At 64.5% G+C, this 24,866-nt stretch carries 27 protein-coding genes and 1 pseudogene; 18 read left to right on the plus strand and 10 right to left on the minus strand.

Annotated features, from left to right (window positions below; genetic code table 11):
• Positions 1-118 precede the first annotated feature (118 nt).
• Positions 119-1,258: a DUF3095 domain-containing protein gene (locus ACFQX9_RS10070; RefSeq protein ID WP_085350710.1), complete on the plus strand. Its 1,140-nt coding sequence runs from the start codon at positions 119-121 to the stop codon at positions 1,256-1,258.
• Between the two features lie 4 nt (positions 1,259-1,262).
• Here the strand turns inward: ACFQX9_RS10070 and ACFQX9_RS10075 are convergent.
• From ACFQX9_RS10075 to ACFQX9_RS10085, 3 genes and pseudogenes are all read right to left on the minus strand, one after another.
• Positions 1,263-1,334, minus strand: a pseudogene (locus ACFQX9_RS10075) (DUF2147 domain-containing protein); the annotation flags it as partial.
• Between the two features lie 51 nt (positions 1,335-1,385).
• A complete protein-coding gene (locus ACFQX9_RS10080; RefSeq protein WP_085350709.1) occupies positions 1,386-2,771 on the minus strand; it encodes an MATE family efflux transporter in 1,386 nt (461 codons plus the stop codon).
• An 82-nt stretch (positions 2,772-2,853) separates the two neighbouring features.
• Entirely contained in the window at positions 2,854-3,381 is a 528-nt protein-coding gene (locus ACFQX9_RS10085) for a GNAT family N-acetyltransferase (protein ID WP_085350708.1), read from the minus strand.
• A gap of 237 nt (positions 3,382-3,618) precedes the next feature.
• Between ACFQX9_RS10085 and ACFQX9_RS10090 the strand changes: the two genes are divergently transcribed.
• From ACFQX9_RS10090 to ACFQX9_RS10135, 10 genes are all read left to right on the plus strand, one after another.
• Positions 3,619-4,215: a superoxide dismutase gene (locus tag ACFQX9_RS10090; protein ID WP_007597204.1), complete on the plus strand. Its 597-nt coding sequence runs from the start codon at positions 3,619-3,621 to the stop codon at positions 4,213-4,215.
• A 227-nt stretch (positions 4,216-4,442) separates the two neighbouring features.
• Positions 4,443-5,054: a permease gene (locus ACFQX9_RS10095; protein WP_377788135.1), complete on the plus strand. Its 612-nt coding sequence runs from the start codon at positions 4,443-4,445 to the stop codon at positions 5,052-5,054.
• Positions 5,051-5,551 carry a hypothetical protein gene (locus ACFQX9_RS10100; RefSeq protein ID WP_018453311.1) on the plus strand — a complete coding sequence of 167 codons (501 nt, stop codon included), beginning with the start codon at positions 5,051-5,053 and terminating at the stop codon, positions 5,549-5,551. Before ACFQX9_RS10095 ends, ACFQX9_RS10100 begins: the two co-directional genes overlap by 4 nt.
• A gap of 43 nt (positions 5,552-5,594) precedes the next feature.
• Positions 5,595-5,831 (plus strand): hypothetical protein, encoded by a 237-nt coding sequence (locus ACFQX9_RS10105; protein ID WP_231190225.1) that lies wholly within the window; start codon positions 5,595-5,597, stop codon positions 5,829-5,831.
• Between the two features lie 2 nt (positions 5,832-5,833).
• Positions 5,834-6,589: a metal ABC transporter ATP-binding protein gene (locus ACFQX9_RS10110; RefSeq protein ID WP_018453313.1), complete on the plus strand. Its 756-nt coding sequence runs from the start codon at positions 5,834-5,836 to the stop codon at positions 6,587-6,589.
• A gap of 6 nt (positions 6,590-6,595) precedes the next feature.
• Positions 6,596-7,465 carry a metal ABC transporter permease gene (locus ACFQX9_RS10115; protein WP_377788140.1) on the plus strand — a complete coding sequence of 290 codons (870 nt, stop codon included), beginning with the start codon at positions 6,596-6,598 and terminating at the stop codon, positions 7,463-7,465.
• Between the two features lie 5 nt (positions 7,466-7,470).
• The gene (locus ACFQX9_RS10120) at positions 7,471-8,334 is read left to right on the plus strand and encodes a metal ABC transporter solute-binding protein, Zn/Mn family (RefSeq protein ID WP_377788142.1); all 864 of its coding nucleotides are present in this window, start codon (positions 7,471-7,473) and stop codon (positions 8,332-8,334) included.
• A 54-nt stretch (positions 8,335-8,388) separates the two neighbouring features.
• Positions 8,389-9,432 carry a CobW family GTP-binding protein gene (locus ACFQX9_RS10125; RefSeq protein ID WP_377788145.1) on the plus strand — a complete coding sequence of 348 codons (1,044 nt, stop codon included), beginning with the start codon at positions 8,389-8,391 and terminating at the stop codon, positions 9,430-9,432.
• Positions 9,432-10,451, plus strand: coding sequence for a WD40 repeat domain-containing protein (locus ACFQX9_RS10130; protein WP_085385463.1), 1,020 nt, complete (start codon positions 9,432-9,434; stop codon positions 10,449-10,451). Before ACFQX9_RS10125 ends, ACFQX9_RS10130 begins: the two co-directional genes overlap by 1 nt.
• A 122-nt stretch (positions 10,452-10,573) precedes the next feature.
• A complete protein-coding gene (locus tag ACFQX9_RS10135; RefSeq protein WP_026232509.1) occupies positions 10,574-10,909 on the plus strand; it encodes a hypothetical protein in 336 nt (111 codons plus the stop codon).
• Positions 10,910-11,121: 212 nt separating this feature from the next.
• Here the strand turns inward: ACFQX9_RS10135 and ACFQX9_RS10140 are convergent, their stop codons facing one another.
• The 5 genes from ACFQX9_RS10140 to ACFQX9_RS10160 form a co-directional block, all read right to left on the minus strand.
• On the minus strand, positions 11,122-12,564 hold the full coding sequence (locus tag ACFQX9_RS10140) for a homospermidine synthase (protein ID WP_007615186.1): 1,443 nt from the start codon (positions 12,562-12,564) through the stop codon (positions 11,122-11,124).
• Positions 12,565-12,612: 48 nt separating this feature from the next.
• Positions 12,613-13,002, minus strand: a complete 390-nt coding sequence (locus ACFQX9_RS10145) for a RidA family protein (protein WP_085350702.1) — start codon at positions 13,000-13,002, stop codon at positions 12,613-12,615.
• 143 nt (positions 13,003-13,145) lie between these two features.
• Entirely contained in the window at positions 13,146-13,733 is a 588-nt protein-coding gene (locus tag ACFQX9_RS10150; RefSeq protein ID WP_026232510.1) for a GNAT family N-acetyltransferase, read from the minus strand.
• Between the two features lie 132 nt (positions 13,734-13,865).
• On the minus strand, positions 13,866-15,008 hold the full coding sequence (locus ACFQX9_RS10155; protein WP_377788150.1) for a type III PLP-dependent enzyme: 1,143 nt from the start codon (positions 15,006-15,008) through the stop codon (positions 13,866-13,868).
• Positions 15,009-15,680: 672 nt separating this feature from the next.
• Positions 15,681-15,935: a hypothetical protein gene (locus tag ACFQX9_RS10160; protein WP_018453322.1), complete on the minus strand. Its 255-nt coding sequence runs from the start codon at positions 15,933-15,935 to the stop codon at positions 15,681-15,683.
• A gap of 135 nt (positions 15,936-16,070) precedes the next feature.
• Between ACFQX9_RS10160 and ACFQX9_RS10165 the strand changes: the two genes are divergently transcribed.
• The 3 genes from ACFQX9_RS10165 to ACFQX9_RS10175 are packed head-to-tail and all read left to right on the plus strand — an operon-like array spanning position 16,071 to position 19,890.
• Complete coding sequence (locus ACFQX9_RS10165) at positions 16,071-18,152, plus strand: M3 family metallopeptidase (RefSeq protein WP_377788153.1); 2,082 nt, start codon at positions 16,071-16,073, stop codon at positions 18,150-18,152.
• A complete protein-coding gene (locus tag ACFQX9_RS10170) occupies positions 18,152-18,790 on the plus strand; it encodes a DUF1007 family protein (protein WP_085350701.1) in 639 nt (212 codons plus the stop codon). Before ACFQX9_RS10165 ends, ACFQX9_RS10170 begins: the two co-directional genes overlap by 1 nt.
• Entirely contained in the window at positions 18,781-19,890 is a 1,110-nt protein-coding gene (locus tag ACFQX9_RS10175; RefSeq protein ID WP_085361219.1) for a nickel/cobalt transporter, read from the plus strand. Before ACFQX9_RS10170 ends, ACFQX9_RS10175 begins: the two co-directional genes overlap by 10 nt.
• A gap of 153 nt (positions 19,891-20,043) precedes the next feature.
• On the opposite strand, the gene ACFQX9_RS10180 is transcribed toward ACFQX9_RS10175, so the two are convergent.
• A complete protein-coding gene (locus ACFQX9_RS10180) occupies positions 20,044-20,442 on the minus strand; it encodes an MAPEG family protein (RefSeq protein WP_085361220.1) in 399 nt (132 codons plus the stop codon).
• Positions 20,443-20,523: 81 nt separating this feature from the next.
• On the opposite strand from ACFQX9_RS10180, the gene hemH reads away from it, so the two are divergent.
• The 4 genes from hemH to ACFQX9_RS10200 all read left to right on the plus strand — a co-directional run bounded on the left by hemH (position 20,524) and on the right by ACFQX9_RS10200 (position 24,354).
• Positions 20,524-21,561: a ferrochelatase gene (gene hemH / locus ACFQX9_RS10185; protein ID WP_377788158.1), complete on the plus strand. Its 1,038-nt coding sequence runs from the start codon at positions 20,524-20,526 to the stop codon at positions 21,559-21,561.
• A gap of 25 nt (positions 21,562-21,586) precedes the next feature.
• Positions 21,587-22,561 (plus strand): ABC transporter substrate-binding protein, encoded by a 975-nt coding sequence (locus ACFQX9_RS10190; protein WP_018453328.1) that lies wholly within the window; start codon positions 21,587-21,589, stop codon positions 22,559-22,561.
• A 274-nt stretch (positions 22,562-22,835) separates the two neighbouring features.
• On the plus strand, positions 22,836-23,837 hold the full coding sequence (locus ACFQX9_RS10195; protein ID WP_085350696.1) for an SPFH domain-containing protein: 1,002 nt from the start codon (positions 22,836-22,838) through the stop codon (positions 23,835-23,837).
• A gap of 70 nt (positions 23,838-23,907) precedes the next feature.
• A complete protein-coding gene (locus ACFQX9_RS10200; RefSeq protein WP_007597152.1) occupies positions 23,908-24,354 on the plus strand; it encodes an NfeD family protein in 447 nt (148 codons plus the stop codon).
• Positions 24,355-24,471: 117 nt separating this feature from the next.
• On the opposite strand, the gene ACFQX9_RS10205 is transcribed toward ACFQX9_RS10200, so the two are convergent.
• Entirely contained in the window at positions 24,472-24,810 is a 339-nt protein-coding gene (locus tag ACFQX9_RS10205) for a helix-turn-helix domain-containing protein (RefSeq protein WP_085350695.1), read from the minus strand.
• Between the last annotated feature and the right edge of the window lie 56 nt (positions 24,811-24,866).

Consider the following 24,866-nt stretch of genomic DNA (forward strand, 5'->3'; position numbering starts at 1 on the left):
ATCTTGTTGTCCGGGTCCATTTCGGCCAATGGTTGCAAGGGCGCGCGCCTGGCGAACCGAATCGATTCTTCTACGTATGTCCCTTTGGACGTGCGTCCCAACCATCCGGCATCATCCGATGACATCAGCGTTCTATAGCGGCATTCCGGTCTTTCGCGGCTTCACCAGTCTGATGGACCCCGCTTTGTATTCGCCGCTGCCCGACGACTGGAGCGTCGGCGTTGCCGACATCGTGGATTCGACCAAGGCCATCGCGGCGCAGCGCTACAAGGCGGTGAACATGGCCGGTGCCGCCGTGATCGCGGCCGTGACGAATGCATTGGAGGGACGCGAATTTCCCTTCGTGTTCGGCGGCGACGGCGCGAGTTTTGCGGTCGCGCCTAATGATCTCGAACTGGCCCGCGAGGCTTTGGCTGCGACCGCGACCTGGGTGCGGGAAGATCTCGACTTGCGGATGCGCGTCGCGCTGGTGCCGGTGAGCGTCATTCGCGCGCATGGCCTAGACGTGCGCGTCGCGCGCTTCGGACCGTCGGCCAATTTGTCCTATGCGATGTTTTCTGGCGGCGGGCTCGCCTGGGCGGACGCAGCGATGAAGCGCGGCGAGTTTGCGATCACCGAAGCGCCCGCGGGGACGCAGCCCGATCTCTCCGGCCTGTCCTGCCGCTTCGAGGTGATTCCGGCTGCGCGCGGCCTGATCCTGTCCGTGCTGGTCATGCCGGCCCAAGGCGCCGATCCCTCGGCATTCCGCAACGTGATCGAGGACATCATCCATCTCGTCGAGCGCAGCCCGGATGCCGGTCGTCCCGTGCCGCCACAAGGGCCGCCGCTGACATGGCCGCCGCAAGGGCTGGAATATGAGGCGCGCACCAAGCGCGGAGGTCCGTTGCTCGCACGCCGCGCCAGCGTGCTGGCCTACACCCTTTTCGTCTATCTGATCATGCGCTTCGATCTCAAAGTCGGCGGCTTCGTGCCGAAGCTTTATACACGGCAGGTCGTGGAGAACTCCGACTTCCGAAAATATGACGACGGCCTGCGCATGATCCTCGACTGTACGCCGGAGCTCGAACGGGCCCTCAGCGATCGCCTCGCGATTGCCGCGCGCGACGGCATCGTGCGTTACGGCCTCTATCAGCAGGACGCTGCGATGATGACCTGCTTCACCCCGTCGGCGTTGCGCAGCGATCACGTCCATTTTATCGACGGCGCGCGGGGCGGCTACGCCTCGGCGGCGACGGCGCTGAAGGCGATGACGGCGTGAAGCGCTAGCGCCCCGCCCGCGTCCAGGTTTCGCCGCCGCAGAGCGCGCCGACGCAGCCTTCGACCCGCAGCGAATCCGGATGGAATCACATTCCCGCGTTTATTTGCCTGCGTGCAATGACCTGCGCTTATTTGACCCAGCGCACGAAGGCGACCGAGGCCGCGGTCGACAGCCCGAATACCGCCATGGCGCCGCCGACCAGCGCGAACAGGGTCCAGGCCGGAGCCTGCGCCATCATGAGGCCGCCGCCGCCGATCGCGACGATCAGCAGCCGCGCGGTGGAGGCGAGCACGGGACCGCCGACCCGCGCCGCGCCTTGCGAGGAGAAATACAGCGACACGCCCACGCCGAAGAACACGAAGGTCGGGCCTGCCCAGTGGAAGTAGCTGTGCGCGGCGGCGGCAACGCCGGGATCCCTGGTGAAGAGCGAAACCCACAGGGATGGATCGAGCGCGATGATGAGGCCGATCAGGCCGACGGTAAGTCCCGAGGCCCCGGCCGCGGTCCAGGCCACGCGCCGCGCGCGCTTCACCTGTCCGGCGCCCATCGCCATGCCGACCATCGGCACCGATGCGATGCCGAAGGCGAAGGTGATCGGGATCAGCAAGAATTCCAGTCGCGAGCCGATGCCGTAACCGGCCAGCATCTCGGTGCCGAAGGTCGCCAGGATCTTGGTGAAGATCAAAATGGTGAGCACGGTCTGGAGCGGCGACAGGCAGGCGACCGCGCCGACCTTGAGGATGTCGAAGAACAACGCGCGATCGAAATGGAAGGCGCCGAAATCCAGCGGCAGCCGGCTGCGGCCGGACCAGAGATACCAGAGGAAGAAGATCGCAGCGCAGGTGAATGCGATCAACTGACCGGCGGCCACTCCGGGCATGCCGAATTGCGGCACGCCGAACAGGCCGAGCCCCAGCGTGCCGCCGAGCGCGATCTGGAGCACGCTCGTCCCGATCAGCGCCATCGAGGGCAGACGCATGTCGCCGGTGCCGCGGATCACCGAGGCCAGCGTGTTGACGAGCCAGATCGCGACCGCGCCGGAGAACAGCATTTGCGAATAGCCGCTGGCTTCCTCGAGCACACGCTCGCGCCCGCCCAGCAGCGCGAAGAACGAGCGGCCGAAGACGAGCATCGTCACCGTGAAGAAAAGCCCGCCGCAGAGGCCGATGATGGCGGCATGCAGCGCCAGCGTCGCCGCACGGTTCCGGTCGCCTGCGCCGAGCGCGCGGCTGATCGCAGACGAGACGCCGCCGCCCATCGCGCCCGCGCTCATCATCTGCGTCAGCATGGCGAATGGAAACACCAGCGCGATCGCTGCGAGCGGAATGGTGCCGAGCCGGCCGATATAGGAGGTCTCGGCGACCGCGACCAGCGTGCTGCCGACCATCGCGATCATGTTGGGGATCGCGAGCCGCAGCAGCGTCGGCAGGATCGGGGCCGTCAGCAAGCTGGCGATGGGCGAGGCGACCGGGGCAGGCGGCGGCATGGCGTCTATCGAGGCGTCGATCGTCATGTGTCACCGCGCGGAATATTGGATGATGATCGACATATTATATGGCGCGCAGCGCCGGCACCAGCCGCGCCTCACGCAGGGCTCACCAGGGCAGGCCGCAGAGGTCGATAGTGCCGAGTGTCGGCGCGCTGACGATGTTGCAGACATAGGGCGCCATGTGGGTGAAGCGGATCCGCCCCTCCGGCTGCTCGCAATAGACCTCGCCCTTGAAGGGGAGCCAGCTGCGGGCCTCGTAGAACGCGACATTGTGCGGCTCGCAGAACAGCAGCGCGAAGCGGACCGCCTCGTTGGCGCGCATGGTATGCACCGCGGCATCGATCGCCATGGTCGCATAGCCGCGGCCGCGCCGGTCCTCCCGCGTGCAGACGCCGCCGATGCCGCCGATGTGAACCTTCTGCCCGTTCCAGGTGACGGTGCGAAAATAGATGCCGACATGGCAGACGAGACCATCCTCGGGCGTCTCGATCAGAACGCGCAGGTCGGCATTGGCCCATTTGACGTGGGCCCAGGGCTGCTTCCCGACGATATCAGGTCCGAAGACCGCCTGGTGCAGCGGCTCCGCGATCCGCCAAGAGGCGTCGCCGTTCAAAATGTCGATCTCGATGCTCATGGCTCTCTCTTTCGCGTCTCCGCGCCGTCGGTGCGTGTCGTTCTGCCATAAGCACCTCAAAGGCAATGATATTTTATGGCCTGGTTCAAACGCCCTACATTCTTGCGACGATTTTATGCAATCCGGCTAAGCCGCCGCACCATGCCTTTTGGAAAATTCGCGGTATTTAACAGCCGCGGAACCTTCTATAAGGGGTGACCGTTAAGTCTCGTTCCCCATCAGTCGCGGACAACACCCATGACCTTTACGCTGCCCCCACTCCCCTACGCCTATGACGCCCTCGGACAATTCATGTCGAAGGAAACGCTCGAATTCCACCACGACAAGCATCATCAGGCCTATGTCACCAACGGCAACAACGCGCTCAAGGGCACCGAATGGGAAGGCAAGTCCCTTGAGGAGATCGTCAAGGGCTCGTTCGGCAAGAACCCCGCGGTGTTCAACAATGCCGGCCAGCACTACAACCACATCCATTTCTGGAGCTGGATGAAGCCCAATGGCGGCGGCACCAAGCTGCCGGGCAAGATCGAGAAGAAGATCAACGAGGACCTCGGCGGCTTCGAGAAGTTCAAGACGGACTTCCAGGCGGCCGGCGTCGGCCAGTTCGGCTCCGGCTGGTGCTGGCTCCAGGTCAAGAACGGCAAGCTCGAGATTTCCAAGACCCCGAACGGCGAGAATCCGCTGGTGCACGGCGCCACCCCGATCCTCGGCTGCGACGTCTGGGAGCACTCCTACTACATCGACTACCGCAACCGCCGTCCCGACTATCTGAAGGCGTTTGTCGAGAACCTCGTGAACTGGGAATACGTCGAGTCGCTGTTCGACAAGGCCTGAGTTCGACGAGGCCTGGGCTTCACGCATTCCGGGGCCGGCTTTGCCGCTCCGGAATGACGGAATTGAAAGGCGGTCGAGGCGCGGCCGCCTTTTTGTTGTGCGGAATTCGCACTTCGCCTCGCATGGCCCTGCGCGAGGTGCGCATCGCTCCCGTCATCGTACTGTTTGCATCGCATCTGCGGCGCCCTTAAGCAGGACGGGCATCGCCCTCGAGCCGAACGCGCCCGTTGTCAGATCCTTCCTCGAAAGACCCGGCATCCGCCGAGGACGCGGAATCCGAGCCGCGGCCGGGTCGCCTGCGCAAGCCGATCGGCTGGTCGACCATCATCATCGCAGCCCTTGTGGCGGTGAGCGCAGGTCTGGTCTGGCGGCGTGATGGCACCGACGGTGTTCTCGAGATACTGACCCACGATCTCTCGCTGTTCGGCGGCATCCTGCCCCGCGTGCTGGCCGGCTGCCTGCTCGGTGCGTTCATCTCCGAGATCCTGCCGCACGAAAAAGTCTCGCGCGCGCTCGGGCCGAAATCGGGCCTGAAAGGCCTTCTGATCGGCACCGCCTTCGGCGCGATCCTGCCCGGCGGTCCCTTCACCGCCTATCCCGTGGCGAGTGCGCTGCTGGCGGTCGGCGCCGATTTCGGTGCCACCATCGCCATGGTCGTGAGTTGGACCTTGATCGGCTATGGCCGGGCGGTCGCCTGGGAAATCCCGATTATGGGCACCGACTTCACGCTGTGGCGCATCGTCATCTCGCTGCCGTTGCCGGTGCTCGCAGGCGCGCTCGGCCGCTTCGTCTATGTCCGGCTTTATCCGAAGCCGGCCATGAAGGACGACGAGACATGAGCGCCGCGCTCCTGATCGACATCCTGTTGTGGGGTTCGGTGTTCGGCGTCGGTCTGATCGCCTTTCGCCGCGGCCCACCAGTGTTCAAGGCCTCGCTGCGCGAAGGCTCGATGGACTTCATCAACATCGTGCCGCGGATCGCGCTGGGGGTGATCGGCTCCGGCTACATCGCCGCTATCATCCCACAGGAGGTGATCAGCGGCTGGCTCGGCCCGGACAGCGGCTGGCTCGGGGTCGCGACTGCCGTGGTCGCCGGGGCCGCGACGCCCGGTGGCCCGGTGATCGGGTTCTCGATCGGGACGGTGGCCCTGAAATCGGGTGGTGGGGTGCCGCAGGTGGTCGCCTATGTCGTCGCTTGGGCGCTATTTGCCTTCCAACGGGTGATTTTGTGGGAAATTCCGTTCATGCCGGCCCGTTTCGTCTGGTTCCGCTGCGCGGTTTCGGTGCCGTTCCCGTTCGTCGCCGCCGCCATCGCCATGCTGATCGGCAAACCCTGAGCCCGGCATGGACAGCTGTAATGTTATAATATAACATCCAGGAATGGTTCCCGCCGCGTCCCAAGCCCATCATAGCGATCATGCTCATGGCCATTCCCATGACGACGGGCATTCGCATGGACACGATCACACCCACGCACATGTCCACGGTGCGGCCTCTCCGCATCCGGCTCAGGCGGCGCACTGGTCGATCCTGCGCATGACGATGGCCGCCCGTCTCGCGGCCGCGCTCGCGGTCTGCGCCGTGCTTTGGGGCGTGGTCTTCCTGGCGATGAGGTGACCATGGCGGCGCTGCATTTCCACAACGTTACGCTCGGCTATGACCGCCATCCGGCCGTGCACCACCTCAATGGGGAGGTCGCGCCGGGCGCGCTGCTGGCCGTGATCGGCCCGAACGGCGCCGGCAAGTCGACGCTGCTGCGGGGCATCGTCGGCATCCTCAGGCCGCTCGACGGCAGCATCCATCTCGGCGGGCTCGACAGCCGCGATATCGCCTATCTGCCGCAGAGTGCGGAGATCGATCGCAGCTTCCCGATCTCGGTGCTGGACTTCGTCGCCACCGGGCTGTGGCGTGGGACCGGCCTGTTCGGCGGCATCGGCAAGGCGGCGCGCGAAAAGATCCTCCGCGCGATCGCTTCCGTTGGCCTCAACGGTTTCGAAAACCGCCCAATCGGCACGCTCTCGGGCGGCCAGATGCAGCGCGTGCTGTTCGCGCGCGTACTGCTCCAGGACGCGCGGCTGATCGTGCTGGACGAGCCCTTCAACGCCATCGACAGCAAGACCACGGCTGATCTGCTGACGCTGGTGAAGCACTGGCATGGCGAGGGCCGCACAGTGCTCGCCGCACTGCACGACATGGAGATGGTGCGCACCCATTTCAGCGAGACGCTGGTGCTGGCGCGCGGTCCCGTGGTGTGGGGGCCGACGGCGGAGGTGCTGACGCCGGAAAACCTGCTGGTCGCAATGCGGATGTGCGAAGCCTTCGACGACAGCGCCGCCACCTGCTCGGCCGATGATGCCCGCTCACGGGCGGCTTGATATCCGATGCTCTATGACGCGTTGATCGGCCCGTTCACCGAATTCGAGTTCATGCGACGTGCGCTCGCGGCCGTTATCGCGCTGTCGCTCGCGGGTGCGCCGATCGGCGTGTTCCTGATGTTGCGGCGGATGAGCCTGGTCGGCGACGCCATGGCACATGCAATCCTCCCCGGCGCCGCTGTCGGTTTCCTGCTCTCCGGCCTCAATCTGTTCGCGATGACGGCCGGAGGCCTGATCGCAGGTTTTGCCGTCGCAATCCTCGCAGGCCTCGTCGCGCGCTCGACCGGGTTGAAGGAGGATGCCTCGCTCGCGACCTTCTATCTGGCCTCGCTGGCGCTCGGCGTCACCCTCGTCTCGATCAAGGGCACCAATATCGACCTGCTACACGTGCTGTTCGGCAATATTCTCGCGATGGACGACCAGACGCTGCTGGTCGTCGCATTCAACGCCACGGTCACGCTGCTGGTGCTCGCCGTGATCTACCGTCCGCTGGTGATCGAAAGCGTCGATCCGCTGTTTTTGCGCACCGTCAGCCGGGCCGGCGGGCCTGCGCATCTCGCTTTCCTCGCGCTGGTCGTGATCAACCTCGTCAACGGCTTTCAGGCGCTCGGCACGCTGCTCGCGGTCGGCCTGATGATCCTGCCGGCCGGCATCGCGCGGTTCTGGTCGCGCGATCTCACCGTCATGATCTGCATCGCGGTCGTCGCTGCCGCCGTGTCCGGCTATGCAGGTCTCGTGCTGTCGTTCCAGACCCGTGTGCCGTCGGGCCCTGCGATCATTCTGGTGGCGAGCGCGCTCTACACCGTCTCCGTCCTGTTCGGCCGGGTCGGCGGCGTCGTTAGGCAGCTGTTTCCCGGCCGGCATTTGGAAGCGTGATAGCGATGCGGCGCATCCTGCTTTGTGTGCTTATGCTGATCGCCTCGCCGCTGCACGCCGCTGAGCAACTGAAGGTCGTCGCGAGCTTCTCGATCCTGGCCGACTTCGTCCGTAATGTCGGCGGCGAACGGATCAATCTGACGACGTTGGTCAGGGCCGACAGCGACGTCCATGTCTACGCGCCCGCGCCAAGCGATGCGAAGCGGATCGCGGACGCAAAGCTGGTCATCGTCAACGGGCTTGGTCTCGAGGGCTGGCTGCCACGGCTCGTGCAGTCTTCGGGCAGCAAGGCGCAGGTGGTCACCGCGAGCGCCGGCATCGCGCCGCTCAAGCTCGGCTCTGCCGCAGATCCGCATGGCTGGCAGTCCGTCCCCAACGCTAAAATCTACGTCACCGACATCGCCAATGCGCTGGCCGCGGCCGACCCTGACGATGCGGAGTTCTTCCGCGCCCAGGCCAAGGCCTATTTGGAAAAGCTCGAAACGCTCGACCGCGAGGTCCGCGCAGCCGTGGCCAAGATCCCGCAGGAGCGTCGCAAGGTGATTTCGACCCATGACGCTTTCGGCTATTTCGCCGCCGAATACGGCGTCCAGTTCATCGCGCCGCTCGGCGTCTCCACGGAAACCGAGCCCAGCGCGCGGGACATCGCCACCATCATCGGCCAGATCAAGGCCCAAAAAATCCCAGCCGTGTTCCTGGAAAATATCAGCGACGACCGGCTGATCCGGCGGATCGCGGCGGAGACCGGCTCAAAAGTCGGCGGGACCCTGATTTCGGACGGTTTGACCGGCGAAAAGGGGCCTGCACCCACTTACATTGATATGGTCAGGCACAATATAAAGGCCCTGACCAGTGCGCTTGACCACTAGGGCAGGGGCCACCCCGCCTCGCGTCGCGCGAAAAGCCCGAAGTCCGGAGTTGTTATGTCTGAAGCGACCGCCCCAAAAATTCCCGTGACCGTCCTGACCGGCTATCTCGGTGCGGGCAAGACCACGCTGTTGAACCGCATCCTGTCGGAAAACCACGGCAAGAAATACGCCGTCATCGTCAACGAATTCGGCGAGATCGGCATCGACAACGACCTCATCATCGGTGCCGATGAGGAAGTGTTCGAAATGAACAACGGCTGCATCTGCTGCACCGTGCGCGGCGATCTCGTGCGCATCATGGAAGGCCTGATGAAGCGCAAGGGCAAGTTCGACGCCATCATCGTCGAGACCACCGGTCTTGCCGATCCGGCCCCCGTCGCCCAGACCTTCTTCGTCGACGAGGACGTGCAGAAGAGCGCGCGCCTCGATGCGGTGGTCACGGTTGCGGACGCCAAATGGCTATCCGACCGCCTCAAGGATGCACCTGAGGCCAAGAACCAGATCGCCTTTGCCGACGTCATCGTGCTGAACAAGATCGATCTCGTTTCCAAGGGAGAACTTGCCGAGGTCGAGGCCCGCATCCGCGCCATCAATCCCTATGCGAAACTGCATCGCACCGAGCGCTGCTCGGTGGCTTTGGCGGACGTGCTCGACCGCGGCGCTTTCGACCTCGACCGCATCCTCGACATCGAGCCGGACTTCCTGAATGCCGAGGATCATGACCACGACCATGATCATCACCATCACGACCATCATCACAATCATGATCACGGCCACGGCCTGAAGCACTATCACGACGAGGACATGCAGTCGCTGTCACTCAAGACCGACAAGCCGCTCGATCCGAACGTGTTCATGCCCTGGCTTCAGAACCTGGTGCAGGTGGAGGGCGGCAAGATCCTGCGCTCCAAGGGCATCCTTGCTTTCCACGACGATGATGACCGCTACGTCTTTCAGGGTGTCCACATGATGCTGGAGGGCAACCACCAGCGCAAATGGAAGGACGGCGAGCCGCGCGAGAGCCGCCTCGTCTTCATCGGTCGCGAATTGCCGCAAGACCTCATTCGCCAGGGTTTTGAGAGCTGCATCGTCTCGTGATGAAAGAGTTTACGCCACCCGCCGATTCCGCCTCGATCGTCTCCGTCACCGAGCGCGTCAAATCGCTCGCGCTCGGCATGGTCGTGACCTCCGTGCATTTCCTTGGCAACCGCGCCGCCTTCGTCGGCGGCGAGGAGAATGTCGCGCTCGTGGATAGCCAGGGTGAGATCAGCAAGATCGCCGTGCACAGCGGCGGCATTCTCTCGGCCGCCTCCGACGGCAAGCGCCTCGTGATGGGCGGCGACGATGGAAAAGTCGTGTCGCTCGAGGCCAAAGGCGAAGTGACGCTGCTTGCGACCGACCCGAAACGGCGCTGGATCGATGCGGTGGCGCTGCATCCGGACGGTGCCTACGCCTGGTCGGCTGGCAAGACTGCTTTCTTCAAGAGCGGCAAGAGCGAGGAGAAGTCGCTCGAGGTGCCCTCGACCGTCGGCGGCCTCGCGTTTGCGCCGAAGGGCCAGCGTCTCGCGATCGCCCATTACAACGGCGCGACGCTGTGGTTTCCCAACATGGCGGGGTCGGCCGAATTCCTGCCTTGGGCCGGCTCGCATCTCGGCGTCACCTTCAGCCCGGACAACAAATTCCTGGTCACCACGATGCACGAATCGGCGCTGCACGGCTGGCGGCTTGCCGACAACAGGCACATGCGCATGACCGGCTATCCCAGCCGCGTCCGCTCGATGTCGTGGAGCGCGGGCGGCAAGGCGCTGGCGACCTCGGGCGCCGACACGGTGATCCTGTGGCCGTTCGCTAGCAAGGATGGCCCGATGGGCAAGGAGCCAGCGATGCTCGCGCCGCTGCAGGCGCGCGTGTCGGTCGTCGCCTGCCACCCCAGGAACGACATCTTCGCCGCCGGCTACAGCGACGGCACCGTGCTGATGGTCCGTCTGGAGGACGGCGCCGAGATCCTCGTCCGCCGCAACGCCACGCCCGCAGTCGCCGCGCTCGCCTGGAACGCGAAGGGGACGCTGTTGGCGTTCGCCGACGAAAATGGTGATGGCGGCCTGCTCGAGCTTTAATCTGTCATCGTTCCGACCGTGGATGGGGCCATGTGGCGCGCAGCCGTCGAGTTCCGGCCGCCACGGGCGGGAACCGCAGAGCGGCAATTTCGTTGATCCCGCAGACAAAGGCGGTGATCGACATGCCCGGCCAATATGACAAGCGCAGACTGAAGCTCGACTTGATGGTCGCCTGCTCGCTGTTCGCGGCAGGCGTCGTGGTGTCAGGCATGTCGCTGGCGCAAATCCGCGCCGAGACCCGGATGCAGACAGCCCAAGCGACGCAACCCCTTCAGGGCACGCCGTCCGACGATCAGAATAAGCCCGCGGAAGCCAAGCCCGGCGGCGACCGGCCGACCACGCCCGCCCCAGAGCCCGCGCGGCCCGAACCGCAGACGCAGGGCGCTGCCGGCGCGGCGAAACCAGCATTGCCGCCAGCCCCAGCCGAGAAGATCGCGCCGCCGATCGAGAGGAAGTAGGTTCTGCATCTACGCGGGTGCTGTCATCGTCCGCGAAGGCGGCCGATCCAGTATTCCAGAGGCTGTGCGTGGATACGGAGATGCTGCGGCGTACTGGATGCCCCGCCTGCCGCTTACGCTAAAGTTCGGCGCGCCTGGACCTCAACCTCGGCTAAGCCTTGGCGTAGCCGGGTCGCGGGGCATGACAGCAGTGGCCGTGGCGCGACGCCGCCTCACCGCACCAGAACATTCCGGAACTGCCAGGGATCGCTAGTGTCGATGTCCTCCGGGAACAGTCCCGGACGGTCCGTCAGCGGCGTCCAGTCGGTATAAAAACCCTTCACCGGGCCGAGATACGGCAGCTGAATTTCCAGCAGACGATCGAAATCCATCTCGTCGGCTTCGACGATGCCCTCGTTCGGGTTTTCCAGCGCCCACACCATGCCGCCGAGCACGGCGGAGGTCACTTGCAGGCCGGTGGCGTTCTGATAGGGCGCGAGCTTGCGGGTCTCTTCGATGGAGAGCTGCGAGCCGTACCAGTAGGCATTGTTGTCATGGCCGAACAGCAGCACGCCGAGTTCGTCGATGCCGTCGACGATTTCGTTCTCGTCGAGGATGTGGTGCTTTTCCTGCATCTTCGCGGCGCGGCCGAACATTTCATGCAGCGACAGCACGGCATCGTCAGCCGGATGATAGGCATAGTGGCAGGTCGGCCGATAGACCGCCGTGCCCGATGCGTCGCGCACGGTGAAATAGTCAGCGATCGAGATCGACTCGTTGTGGGTGACAAGGAAGCCATACTGCGCGCCGCGGGTCGGGCACCAGGTGCGCACGCGCGTGTTGGCGCCGGGCTGCATCAGATAGATGGCAGCGCCGCAGCCGGCTTCGTGAGTCCGCGCATTCTCGGGCATCCATTTTTCGTGGGTGCCCCAGCCGAGCTCGGAGGGCTGCACGCCTTCCGACAGGAAACCTTCCACCGACCAGGTGTTGACGAAGACATCGGGCTCTTTCGGCTTCTTGGAGCGCTGGGTGTCGCGTTCGGCGATATGGATGCCCTTGATGCCGGCTTGTCGCATCAAGTCCGCCCATTCGGCTTTTGTCTTCGGCTTGGGGGCATTGAGCTTCAGATCGGCGGCGACGTTGAGCAGCGCCTGCTTGACGAAAAACGAGACCATGCCGGGATTGGCACCACAGCAGGAGACGGCCGTCGTCGACCCCGCAGGGCGCGCCTTCTTGGCGGCCAGCGTCGCTTCGCGAAGGGCGTAGTTGGAGCGCGCTTCCGGGCCTTTCGAGGAGTCGAAATAGAAGCCGAGCCAGGGCTCGTTGACGGTGTCGATATAGAGAGCGCCGAGCTCGTTGCAGAGCTCCATGATGTCGGTGGAGCCGGTGTCGACCGAGAGATTGACGCAAAAGCCCTGGCCGCCGCCCTCAGTGAGCAGCGGGGTCAGCAACTCCCGATAATTGTCCTTGGTCACGCCCTTCTGGATGAAGCGCACATTGTGCTTCTCGCAATGAGCCTTGCGACCCTCGTCCTTTGGGTCGATCACGGTAACGCGCGACTTGTCGTAATCGAGATGCCGCTCGATCAGCGGCAACGTGCCTTTGCCGATGGAGCCGAAGCCGACCATGACGATGGGACCAGTGATCTTCGCGTAGATCTGCGAGGCGGGGCTCATGGGATGGTTTCTCCGGAACGTGCTGGCGAACAAATGGTGAGGGATGGCTCAAGCGCTGCGGCGCTTGGCGGTGGCTTCGATTTCGACCTTCATCTCGGGCTTGTAGAGCGCCGAGACGACGAGAAGCGTGGCGGCCGGGCGGATCTCGCCGAGGACTTCGCCGCAGACCGCGAAATGCGCGTCCGCATCCTTGATGTTGGTGAGGTAGTAGGTCACGCGGACGATGTCGGCCATCTCGAAGCCACCCTCCTTCAGGGCAGCTTCGATGGTCTTGAAGCAGTTGCGTGACTGGCTCGTGACATCGGCCGGCATCGTCATGGTGGTGTAGTCGTAACCGGTGGTTCCCGCGACGAAGGCGAACTCGCCGTCGATCACGGCGCGGCTGTAGCCGGCGGTCTTCTCGAACGGGGAGCCGGTGGAAATCAGGCGGCGGGACATGGTCGTAGGCCTCGACTGAAGAGGAATTTCGTGGGGTTTACGCAATTTGCCGGCCTGCGCAACCCCAAAGGAATGGAGCTTAACGCAGGCACAGCCGGGCGTTGCCGCTTAACGCGGCTAGGTCGTCGCCATCATGGCGATCCTTAAGCCGCGCGCGCCTGGAGGGCGCGAACTACCCTTCGTTTGGGCAGGGCCGCACCAGTCGGGACGATCATCCCGGCGGCGCCGTCCAGCGCGCCTGTTGTGAATTCGATCGCCAGCAGGCGGTCGCGCTCGAACGGACCGGGCAGCGACAGCTCGCCGGTGTTGGCGGCCGAGAAGCCGAAGCGGGCGTAATAGGGGGCATCGCCGAGCAGGATCACGGCGGCATGCCCGCGCGCCCGGGCGGCAGCCAGCGCTTGTTGCATCAGCGCGGCGCCGATCCCGAGCTCGCGGCAGGCAGGGTCCACTGCCAGCGGTCCGAGGACCAGAGCGGGCCTGCCTCCGGCGCTGACGTGCCACAGCCGCACGGTTCCCACGAGCTTCCCCTCGCGCATCGCGGCCAGCGCAAGGCCGGCAGCGGGTGCGCGTCCGTCACGCAGGCGCTGACAGGTACGGCCATGGCGGTTCTCGCCAAAGGACGCATCGAGCAGCGCTTCACGCATCGCAACGTCGACAGCACGCTCCGCACGGATCGCGAACGGAGCGGCTTTCGAAGTGGGGTCAATTTGTGTCTTCCGAAGAGCAGTCATGGCGCGTCAGTCCCCGCTTGAAACTGACGTGCGCAAAGCACGCCGGTTCAAGGCGTCGTCAGAAATCGAAATGTCAGGGAGGGAGCCGGCAAGCCGGCTCCCGGGTTCGTCTGGCCTCAGACGCGAGGCGGATCAGATGTGGTAGGTCTTCAGCGGCGGGATGCCGTTGAAAGCCACCGCCGAGTACGTCGACGTATAGGCCCCGGTGCCTTCGATCAGCAGCTTGTCGCCGATCTCGAGCGTCACCGGAAGCGGATACGGGTTCTTCTCGTACAGCACGTCGGCGCTGTCACAGGTCGGGCCCGCGAGCACGCACGGCGTCATGTCCGCGCCGTCACGCGGGGTGCGGATGGCGTAACGGATCGACTCGTCCATGGTCTCGGCGAGACCGCCGAACTTGCCGATGTCCAGATAAACCCAGCGCACCTCGTCCTCGTCGCTCTTCTTCGAGATGAGCACGACTTCGGACTCGATGATGCCGGCGTTGCCCACCATGCCGCGGCCCGGCTCGATGATGGTCTCCGGAATCTGGTTGCCGAAGTGCTTGCGCAGCGCGCGGAAGATCGAGCGCCCGTAGGTCACCACCGGCGGTACGTCCTTCAGGTACTTGGTCGGGAAACCGCCGCCCATGTTGACCATGGTCAGGTTGATGCCGCGCTCGGCGCAGTCGCGGAACACCTGCGAGGCCATTGCCAGCGCACGGTCCCACGCCTTCACCTTGCGCTGCTGCGAGCCGACATGGAAGGAGATGCCGCACGGCTCCAGGCCCAGACGCTTGGCAACGTCGAGCACGTCGACGGCCATCTCCGGGTCGCAGCCGAACTTGCGCGACAGCGGCCATTCGGCGCCGGCGCAGTCATAGAGGATGCGGCAGAACACCTTTGCGCCGGGCGCGGCACGGGCGACCTTCTCGACTTCGGCGGCGCAATCGACCGCGAACAGCCGAATGCCGAGCGCGAAGGCGCGCGCGATGTCGCGCTCCTTCTTGATCGTGTTGCCGAAGGAGATGCGGTCGGGCGTCGCACCGGCGGCCAGCGCCATCTCGATCTCGGCGACCGTCGCGGTGTCGAAGCAGGAGCCCATGGAGGCGAGCAAAGCCAGCACTTCCGGCGCCGGGTTCGCCTTGACGGCATAGAACACGCGGCTGTCGGGCAGCGCCTTGGCAAAGGTCTGGTAATTGTCGCGCACGACTTCGAGGTCGACGACGAGGCACGGCTCGGTGTCGAGGCCCTCGCTGCGGCGGTTGCGCAGGAATTCCTGGATACGGTCGGTCATAGCACTCTCCCAAACGGCCCAGCGACGGGGATCCGTTCAAAAAATGACGTCGGATAAGAGCGCTCCGGCCAGATCGCGCGATGGAGGCGCGACGAGCCAAAGACTCACATCAGACTGTGCTGCCGTGGATTGGTTGGGAATGTTCCCGCCCGCACACCTGGCAATGAAGGACAAGCCTTTTCAGTAGCCCGCGCCGGCGTTGGACTGCCGGTAGAGACCAAAAAAGCCCGATCCGTCGTTGCTTTAAGTCGCGTCCCCCGTTGAGAGCGGGGTGCGCCGGTTCGCCTCCGGCTGCCAGTCACGGTTGCAAAGAGCAAAGTCACCTTCGACAAGGCATCTCTTTGAGAGAGATGCTGGACGCTCCGGGTTTGCTTTCGTCTTCCGGCGATGAGCCTTCCGACTTCCACACTTCCGAAGAGCCCCTCGGCTTCTTCACCCCTTGGCGGCTGTCCGGCCTCTTGTCCGGATACCTACCGACTGACACACGACCACAGGCACGTGCGAAATTGGGCAATCCGCACATAAGTGTTTTGACTCTGCTTCGCAAGAGATTTTTTAGGCTGCGAACAGAACTGCCTAACATCTGCTTGCGCAGTGTTGCGCGCGCGACGCGAAAGATGAACGCGCGTTAAGTTTTCTGCGCGGCGCGCGTCACTCGCGAGCGTCCGCGCTTCAGCCGCGCTTCGTGAACGGCTCGACGCGTTGAGCGGCGCGGATGAAGGCCGTCATCACGAGCACGCCGAGCGCAAACAGCGTGGCCTGAAGGATGTGCGTGCCTTGCTCGCCCAGCCCGAACAGGATCGCGAGCGCCCAGCCGCCGGCAAACGCCGCGCCGAACACCTCGGCGCCGATCAGGATGGCGGCGCTGACGACGGTGATGACGCTCGGCCAGACGATCCGACGGGAAGACGAGGAGGTCGCGTTCATGAGCTCAGGGGTCCTAGGCTTGGAGGGCCGCAATCTCACCGAAAAGGCAGCCGGGAGCAAGGGCAAACGGCCCAAAAAAGCCCTATCGCGTGCTATAGCTGGCCGCAACAATCGAGCCACAAATCGGGACTTGTAATGTCAGAACCCCGCCAAACTACGGACTCCGAGACCAACCCGCTGCTGAAGGCGTGGGTGACGCCGTTTGCGACCCCGCCCTTCGACGAAATCAAGCCGGAGCACTTCCTCCCGGCCTTCGAGCAGGCCTTCGCCGACCACTCCGCCGAGATCGCAGCGATCACCAACGACCCGACCGCGCCCGACTTCGCCAACACCATCACGGCGCTGGAGCGCTCGGGCAAGCTGCTCAGCAAGGTCGCCTCGGTCTTCTACGACCTCGTCTCGGCGCATTCCAACCCGGCCATTCTGGAGATCGACAAGGAGGTTTCCTTGCGGATGGCGCGGCACTGGAATCCGATCATGATGAACGCCGTGCTGTTTGGCCGCATTGCCCAGCTACACGAGAACCGCGCCAATCTCGGTCTGACACCGGAACAGCTCCGCCTGCTCGAGCGCACCTACACCTGCTTCCACCGCTCCGGCGCCGGCCTCTCCGAAGAGGCCAAGACGCGGATGGCGGAGATCAACGAGAGACTCGCCCAGCTCGGCACCAGCTTCAGTCATCATCTGCTCGGCGACGAGCAGGAATGGTTCATGGAGCTCGGCGAAGCCGACCGCCAGGGCCTGCCGGAGAGTTTTGTCGCCAGCGCCAAGGCTGCGGCGGAAGAACGCGGCATGGCCGGCAAGGCCATCGTCACCCTGTCGCGCTCCTCGGTCGAACAGTTCCTGAAGAGCTCGGCCCGGCGTGACCTGCGCGAGAAGGTCTACAAGGCCTTCACCGCGCGGGGCGACAACGGCAATGCCAACGACAACAACGCGACCATCGTCGAGGTCCTGAAGCTGCGCGAGGAGAGCGCCAATCTCCTGGGTTATCCGACCTTCGCGGCCTACCGGCTCGAGGATTCCATGGCCAAGACGCCGGAAGCGGTGCGCGGCCTTCTGGAGCGGGTCTGGAAGCCGGCCCGGGCGCGGGCGCTCGCCGACCGCGACGACATGCAGGCGCTGATCACGGAGGAGGGCGGCAATTTCAAGCTCGCCCCCTGGGACTGGCGCTTCTATGCCGAAAAGCTGCGCCTTCAGCGCGCCAATTTCGACGACGCCGCGATCAAGCCGTATCTCGCGCTCGATCACATGATCGCCGCCGCCTTCGACTGTGCCACGCGCCTGTTCGGCGTCACTTTCGAGGAGCGCAAGAACGTGCCGGTCTGGCATCCGGACGTCCGGGTCTGGGAGATGAAGGGGCGGGACGGCAAGCACAAGGCGCTGTTCTATGGCGACTACTTCGCCCGGCCGTCGAAGCGCTCCGGCGCCTGGATGACCTCGCTGCGCGACCAGCAGAAGCTCGACGGCGAGGTCGCGCCGCTGATCCTCAACATCTGCAACTTCTCCAAGGGCGCGGACGGGGAACCCTCGCTGCTGTCGCCCGACGATGCCCGCACCCTGTTCCACGAGTTCGGCCATGGCCTGCACGGCATGCTCTCCAACGTGACCTATCCGTCGCTGTCGGGCACCTCCGTGTTCACCGACTTCGTCGAATTGCCCTCCCAGCTGTACGAGCATTGGCAGGAGCGGCCCGAGGTGCTGCAAAAGTTTGCCCGCCACTACCAGACCGGCGAGCCGCTGCCGGACGATCTGCTGCAACGGTTCCTGGCCGCGCGAAAATTCAACCAGGGTTTCGCCACGGTCGAGTTCGTCTCCTCGGCGCTGATCGATCTCGAATTCCACACCCAGCCGGCCTCCGCCGCGCAGGACGTCCGCGCCTTCGAGAGACGCGAGCTGGAGAAGATCGGCATGCCCGAGGAGATCTCGCTGCGTCACCGTCCGACGCAATTCGGTCACATCTTCACCGGCGATCATTATGCCGCCGGCTATTACAGCTACATGTGGTCGGAGGTGATGGACGCCGACGCCTTCGGCGCATTCGAGGAAGCCGGCGACATCTTCGATCCCGCCGTCGCAAAACGCCTGCACGACGACATCTACTCGAGCGGCGGATCGGTCGATCCGGAAGCCGCCTATGAGGCCTTCCGCGGCCGCCCGCCGGAGCCCGATGCGCTGCTGCGTCGCCGAGGTCTGCTTGACGCCCCGAAGGCGGCCTGATGGGCGTGCGCGCCCTGCTCGGGCTGCTGCTCGCCGCTGGCCTCACCTTTGTGGCCGGGGCGGCGCAGGCGCACCCGCATGTCTGGATCACCGCGACCAGCGAGTTGCTCTATGCCGCGGACGGCACCATCACCGGCGTGCGCCACGCCTGGACGTTTGACGACATGTTCTCGGCCTATGCCGTGCAGGGGCTCGAGAGCAAGACCAAGGGCGTCTATACCCGCGAGGAGCTCGGACCGCTGGCGCAGACCAATGTCGAGTCGCTGAAGGAATATGCCTACTTCACCTTCGCGCGAGCCGACGGCAAGAAGGAGCGATTCCAGGAGCCGGTCGACTACTTCCTCGACTACAAGGATACGGTCCTGACCCTGCACTTCACGCTGCCGCTGAAGAATCCGGTCAAGCCCAAGCAATTGATGCTCGAAGTGTTCGACCGCTCATTCTTCATCGACTTCCAGATGGCCAAGGACAACCCGATCAAGCTGGTCGGCGCGCCCGCCGGCTGCCAGATGAAACTTGAGCGGCCGAGCGACGGCACCGCGAGTGCGCAGAAGCTCAACGAGCAGACCTTCATGAACGGCGAGAACTCCAATTTCGGCATGATGTTCGCCAACAAGATCACGGTGGATTGCCCTTGATCGGTCGTCTTCGTTCGCCGCTTGCCCGCGGGCTTCTCGCCTGCGCCGCCGTTATTGTCGTGCTGGGCGTGGCCGATGCCGCGCTGCATGATCTCCTTGCCCAGAACCCGTTCGGCGCGCCGCGGCCAGCCCCGGCGGCCGAGCCTGAGGCCAGTGGCCTCATCGGCTGGCTCTTGGCAAAACAATCGGAATTTTATCGCCAGATGTCGGCGACCATTCGCGCCGCCAAGTCCGACGGCTCGGCGGTGTGGACGCTGCTCTTCATCTCCTTTGCCTACGGCATCTTCCACGCCGCTGGGCCCGGCCACGGCAAGGCGGTGATCGCCTCCTATCTCGTCGCCAATCGCGAGACTGCCCGGCGCGGCATCGTGCTGTCGTTTGCATCGGCGTTGATGCAGTCGCTGGTGGCGATCCTGATTGTCGGCATCTCGGCCTGGGTGCTGAATGCGACCGCCAGGACCATGTGCAAGGCGGAAGGCGCGATCGAGATCGCAAGCTACGCCCTGATCGCGCTTTTCGGCCTGCGCCTGGTCTGGGTCAAGGGCCGCACCTTCATCCGTGCGCTGCAGGCGGTTCAGCCGGTGCCGGCGATCGCGGGCGTGCCGCATGACCATCATGATCACGGTCACCACCATCATGATGCGCATGATCATCATCGTCACGATCATGCGCACGCCCATCATCACCACGCGCATCACCACGTTCATGACGAGCATTGCGGCCATTCCCACGGCGCCATGCCGAGCGAGCTCGCCGGCCCCGGAGGCTGGGGACGCGGCTTTACCGCGATCCTGACCGTCGGCATCCGTCCCTGTTCGGGCGCGATCCTGGTGCTGGTGTTCGCGTTGGCCCAAGGCCTGTTCTGGGCCGGCATCGCCGCAACTCTGCTGATGGGGCTCGGCACCGCGATCACCGTCGCGGTCATTGCCGTGGTCGCCGTCTCCGCCCAGGACATCGCCGCCCGCCTGAGCGCCGGACGCGACGGCAACGGCGCGCTGTTCATGCGCGGCATCGAAATCGCCGCCGCCGGCCTCGTGCTGCTGTTCGGTGCAGGCCTGTTGTTGGGTTACATCGCGGCCGAACGGACGACGTGTTTCTGAGTTTTTCCCTCTCCCCTTGTGGGCGAGGGTGGCTCGCCGCGTAGCGGCGAGACGGGTGAGGGGTTGTCTCCGCGAGCGATCCTCTTGCAGCTGCGTTCGCCGATAGAACTCCTCATCCGGCGCTTCGCGCCACCTTCTCCCACAAAGGGAGAGTCACACCGGCAAGAACTGCTTCAACGCCGGCATGAAGAAGATCCCGAGATTGATCGCAAAGCCGATGCTCCAGAGGATGGAGCGCAGCGTCGGGCGGTTCCCGAGATAGGTCAGCACATAGGCGATCCGTACGATCAGGAACAGCACCGCGAGCTCGTCGATCATCCGCTGCGGCGAGTCCCGGAATTCGGCCAGCAGCACCGCGAAGGCGAAGAACGGAAAGGTCTCGATACCATTCTGGTGGGCGCCGAGCGCGCGCTGCGCGATGGCCTCTTCGTAGAAGGCGGGATCGCGCGGGCGTGAATTGTCGAACCCGCGAAACCTGATCCATTTGACCGAGACGATCGTCACCAAATAGAGCAGCAACGCTCCGAAGACGCACCATTCCGCGAGTGTCATCTTTCCTCCCCCGCCTCGGTGCGACCCTAGCGAAACCGGCCTGATCTTGACAAGCTCGGGGCAACGCGCGACCCAACGAGCATGACAACCCTAGCCCCTCTCAAGACCACGAAGCCGCTGCCTCAGTCCGGCCAGCCGCGCGTCGGCGTACTCCTGGTCAATCTCGGCACGCCCGATACCGCCGACACGCGCGGCGTGCGGGTCTATCTGAGGGAGTTCCTCTCGGACGCCCGCGTCATCGAGGATCAGGGCTTGATCTGGAAGCTGGTGCTGAACGGCATCATCCTGCGCACCCGCCCCCGCGCCAAGGCGCGCGATTATCTCAAGATCTGGAACACCGAGAAGAACGAGTCGCCGCTCAAGACCATCACGCGCTCGCAGAGCGACAAGCTCGGAGCCATGCTGTCGGACCGCGACCAGGTCACGGTGGAATGGGCTATGCGCTACGGCAATCCCTCGATCAAGTCGGGCGTCGATGCGCTGATTGCGAAGGGCTGCGATCGCATTCTTGCCGTCCCCCTCTATCCGCAATATTCCGCCGCGACGTCGGCCACCGTCTGCGATGAGGTGTTTCGCGTGCTTGCGCGGCTGCGCGCGCAGCCGACGCTGCGGGTGACGCCGTCTTACTACGAGGACGAAGCCTATATCGAGGCGCTCGCCACCTCGATCGAGACGCATCTGGCGAGCCTGTCGTTCAAGCCAGAGCTGATCGTCGCCTCCTTCCACGGCATGCCGAAGGCCTATGTCGACAAGGGCGACCCCTATCAGGACCAATGCGTGGCGACCACCGAGGCGCTGCGGCGCCGGCTCGGCATGGACGAGACAAAGCTGCTGCTGACCTTCCAGTCGCGCTTCGGATTCGACGAGTGGCTGCAGCCCTACACTGACAAGACCATGGAGCGTCTGGCGAAAGAGGGCGTGCGCCGTATCGCGGTGATCACGCCGGGTTTTTCCGCCGACTGCCTGGAGACGCTGGAGGAGATCGCGCAGGAGAATGCCGAGATCTTCAAGCACAATGGCGGGGAGCAGTTTTCCGCGATCCCCTGCCTCAACGACAGCGACCCCGGCATGGATGTGATCCGAACGCTGGTGCTGCGCGAGCTCCAGGGCTGGATATAGTGAGCCTGGATCCGAGGAGCGCCCCATGAACCGCCGCGAGGTTCTGGCGCTTCTTGGGGTGACCACGATGCTGCCGGCCTCGGTGCTGGCGCAAGCGAATGCGACGCGCCGGCTCGGCGTGCTCTCGGTCACTGCGGCGGACGATGCGATCGGGCAGACGCGTAGCGCGGTCCTGGTCGAGGCGCTTGCCGGCCATGGCTGGAAGGAGGACGGCAGCCTTGAGATCGATTGGCGCAACGGCGGCGGCGACCGCGCGCGGATCGCGCAACTCGCCGACGAACTCGTGGCGCTCAAGCCCGACATCCTGCTTGCGGTCGGCACGCCCTCAGTGGAGGAGCTGCGCCAGCGCACGACGACGATCCCGATCGTTTTCGCCGTCGTCACCGATCCTGTCAGCCAGGGCTTTGTCCAGAATCTCGCCCATCCCGGCGGCAATATCACCGGCTTCACCGATTACGACGGCCCGCTGGCCGGCAAATGGCTGGAGATGCTTACGCAGGTCGTGCCAAAGCCGTCACGCGTTTCCGTCGTCTACAATCCCGCCACCGCGCCGTTCGCGCCGCTGATGCTGCGGACGATCGAAGACGCCGGCCGCGCGCTCGATGTGACGGTGGTGCCCGCGCCGGTCCATGACACGGCCTCGATCGCCGCCCTGGCCTTGCGGAAAGACGGCGGCCTGCTGGTGCTGCCGGATTTCTTCACCATGTCCAACCGTGCGCTTCTCCTGGCAGCCATCAATGAAGCGCGCGTGCCGGCGGTGTTCTGGAGCCGGACCTTCGTCGACGAGGGTGGCTTGATGTCCTACAGCACCGACAGCGCCGAGCAGCTCCGCCGCGCCGCCACCTATATCGATCGCATCCTGAAGGGTGCGCGAGCGGCCGACTTGCCGGTCCAGAATCCGACCACGTTCGAGCTGGCGATCAACTTGAAGACGGCCAAGGCGATCGGCGTCACGCTTCCGCCAAGCCTGCTCGCAACCGCGAACGAGGTCATCGAGTAGGATTTGGCTGCGACCGCCGGATTCGTTAACGTCGTCGCTAGGTGTGCGCCAGCACGCTTTCAAGAGCGCCTCGCAAATACATAATCGCGACCATTCCCTCTCCCGGTGTCTTGTGTAGAATCCTACCGATGCCGAAATCAGGCACGACCGCTGAGCCTTGAATCCTTCTGAACTCTTTACTGAACGCTTTACTGAACCCTTGGGGTCGTGATCCCGACCAATGACAGCGCGGAAAAGGCCTTTTCCCGCCAATCTTTTCCGCCTTGGAGGAAATATGAGCGGTTTCGACATTTTCGCGATTGTTCTGGTCTTGCTCGTCATCGTCACGCTGGTGGCCGGCGTGAAGACGGTGCCGCAGGGCTATGACTGGACCATCGAGCGGTTCGGCAAATACACCCAGACGCTGAGCCCCGGGCTCAATCTGATCGTGCCCTATTTCGATCGCGTCGGACGCAAGATCAACATGATGGAGCAGGTGATCGACATTCCCGAGCAGGAGGTGATCACCAAGGACAACGCCACCGTGACGGTCGACGGCGTCGCCTTCTTTCAGGTGTTCGATGCCGCCAAGGCGAGCTACGAGGTCTCTAACCTGACCCAAGCCGTCACCGTGCTGACCATGACCAACATCCGTTCGGTGATGGGTTCGATGGATCTCGACCAGGTGTTGTCGCACCGCGACGAAATCAACGAGCGCCTGCTGCGTGTAGTCGATGCCGCCGTCTCGCCCTGGGGCCTCAAGGTCAATCGTATCGAGATCAAGGACATTGTGCCGCCGGCGGACCTCGTCGAAGCCATGGGCCGACAGATGAAGGCCGAGCGCGTCAAACGCGCCGACATCCTTCAGGCCGAAGGTGCACGCCAGTCCGAGATCCTGCGCGCAGAGGGTGCCAAGCAGGGCCAGATCCTCCAGGCGGAAGGTCGCCGCGAGGCCGCCTTCCGCGACGCCGAAGCACGCGAGCGGTCGGCGGAAGCTGAGGCCAAGGCGACGCAGATGGTCAGTGAAGCCATTGCCAAGGGCGACGTCGCGGCGCTGAACTACTTTATCGCCGACAAATATATCAAGGCGTTCGGGCAGTTTTCGGACTCGCCGAACCAGAAGATCATCATGCTGCCGATCGAGGCCACCAGCATGCTCGGCTCGCTCGCCGGCATCGGCGAGATCGCCAAGGCGACGTTCGGCGAGAGTGCTGCATCCGCCGCTGCCGCCGCTCGTCGCGGTTCGGTGCCGACGACTGGGAGCACGCCCCCGGCGGTGCCGCCGCGGCAGGGGTAAAGCGCATGCCCCGGAAAAGTGGACACCGGTTTTCCGACAAGGGCATGCGCCATTTCAAAGAGGTCGTGTCATGACCGACATGTTCGTATCGCTCGGCACCTGGAACTGGCTGATCTTCGGCTTCATCCTGATGGCGCTGGAGGTGCTGGCGCCGGGAGTCTTCCTGTTCTGGCTCGGGCTCGCCGCGCTGCTGGTCGGGCTGATCTCGTTCGGAGTGGCGATATCCTGGCAGATCCAGCTCGTGATGTTCGCGATCTTCGCCGCCGCCGCCGTGCCGGTTTGGCGTCGGCTCGCCCGGCCGAAGCCGGATGCAATTGCCGCCAGCCCCTTCCTCAACAAGCGCGCGGATGCGCTGCTCGGCCGCGAGTTCACGCTGGAGAAGCCGATCGTCGACGGCAACGGCACCATGCGCATCGGCGACACCGTCTGGCGCGTCGCAGGTCCCGATACGCCGGCGGGCACGCGTGTGAAGGTGGTGCAAGTGGACGGTGCGAATCTGACGGTGGCGGCGGCTTAGTCCACCGTCATTGCGAGCGCAGCGAAGCGAAGCAATCCAGACTGCTGCCGGTGGAAAGATTCTGGATTGCTTCGCTTCGCTCGCAATGACGAGCTAGTCGGGACGGCATCGCCAGACTTACGCGCCGCTCTTGCTGCGCCACCGCTCCGCAAACCTATGCAGCGGCATGAACGTCTCGCACAAGTCCCGCCCGAGCGCCGTCAGCCCGTAACCGCCGGCTTCGCCGAGCTCCACGAACCCGGCCTCGCGCAAATCGTCCAGCCGCGCCTGCAGCACCGTCGGCGAGGCCTCGTCGCAGGCCGTTCGCAATGCGCGCGAGGTGAGGGGGGCGTCGCGTAGCTCCCACAAGATTCGCAGGCTCCAGCGTCGTCCGAGGAGGTCGAGCAGCACCATGATCGGCCGCCCGCTGCGCGAGCCACGGACGCCGCGCGATCTCGAAGTGGTCTGTTTCGCCATCGTCGCCCTCTTGCGTGGTGCTACAAATAGTGTAGCTTTATGCTACGTTAAATGTA

This window comes from Bradyrhizobium sp. GCM10028915 (assembly GCF_042666195.1).
Taxonomy (GTDB): Bacteria; Pseudomonadota; Alphaproteobacteria; order Rhizobiales; family Xanthobacteraceae; genus Bradyrhizobium; species Bradyrhizobium canariense_D.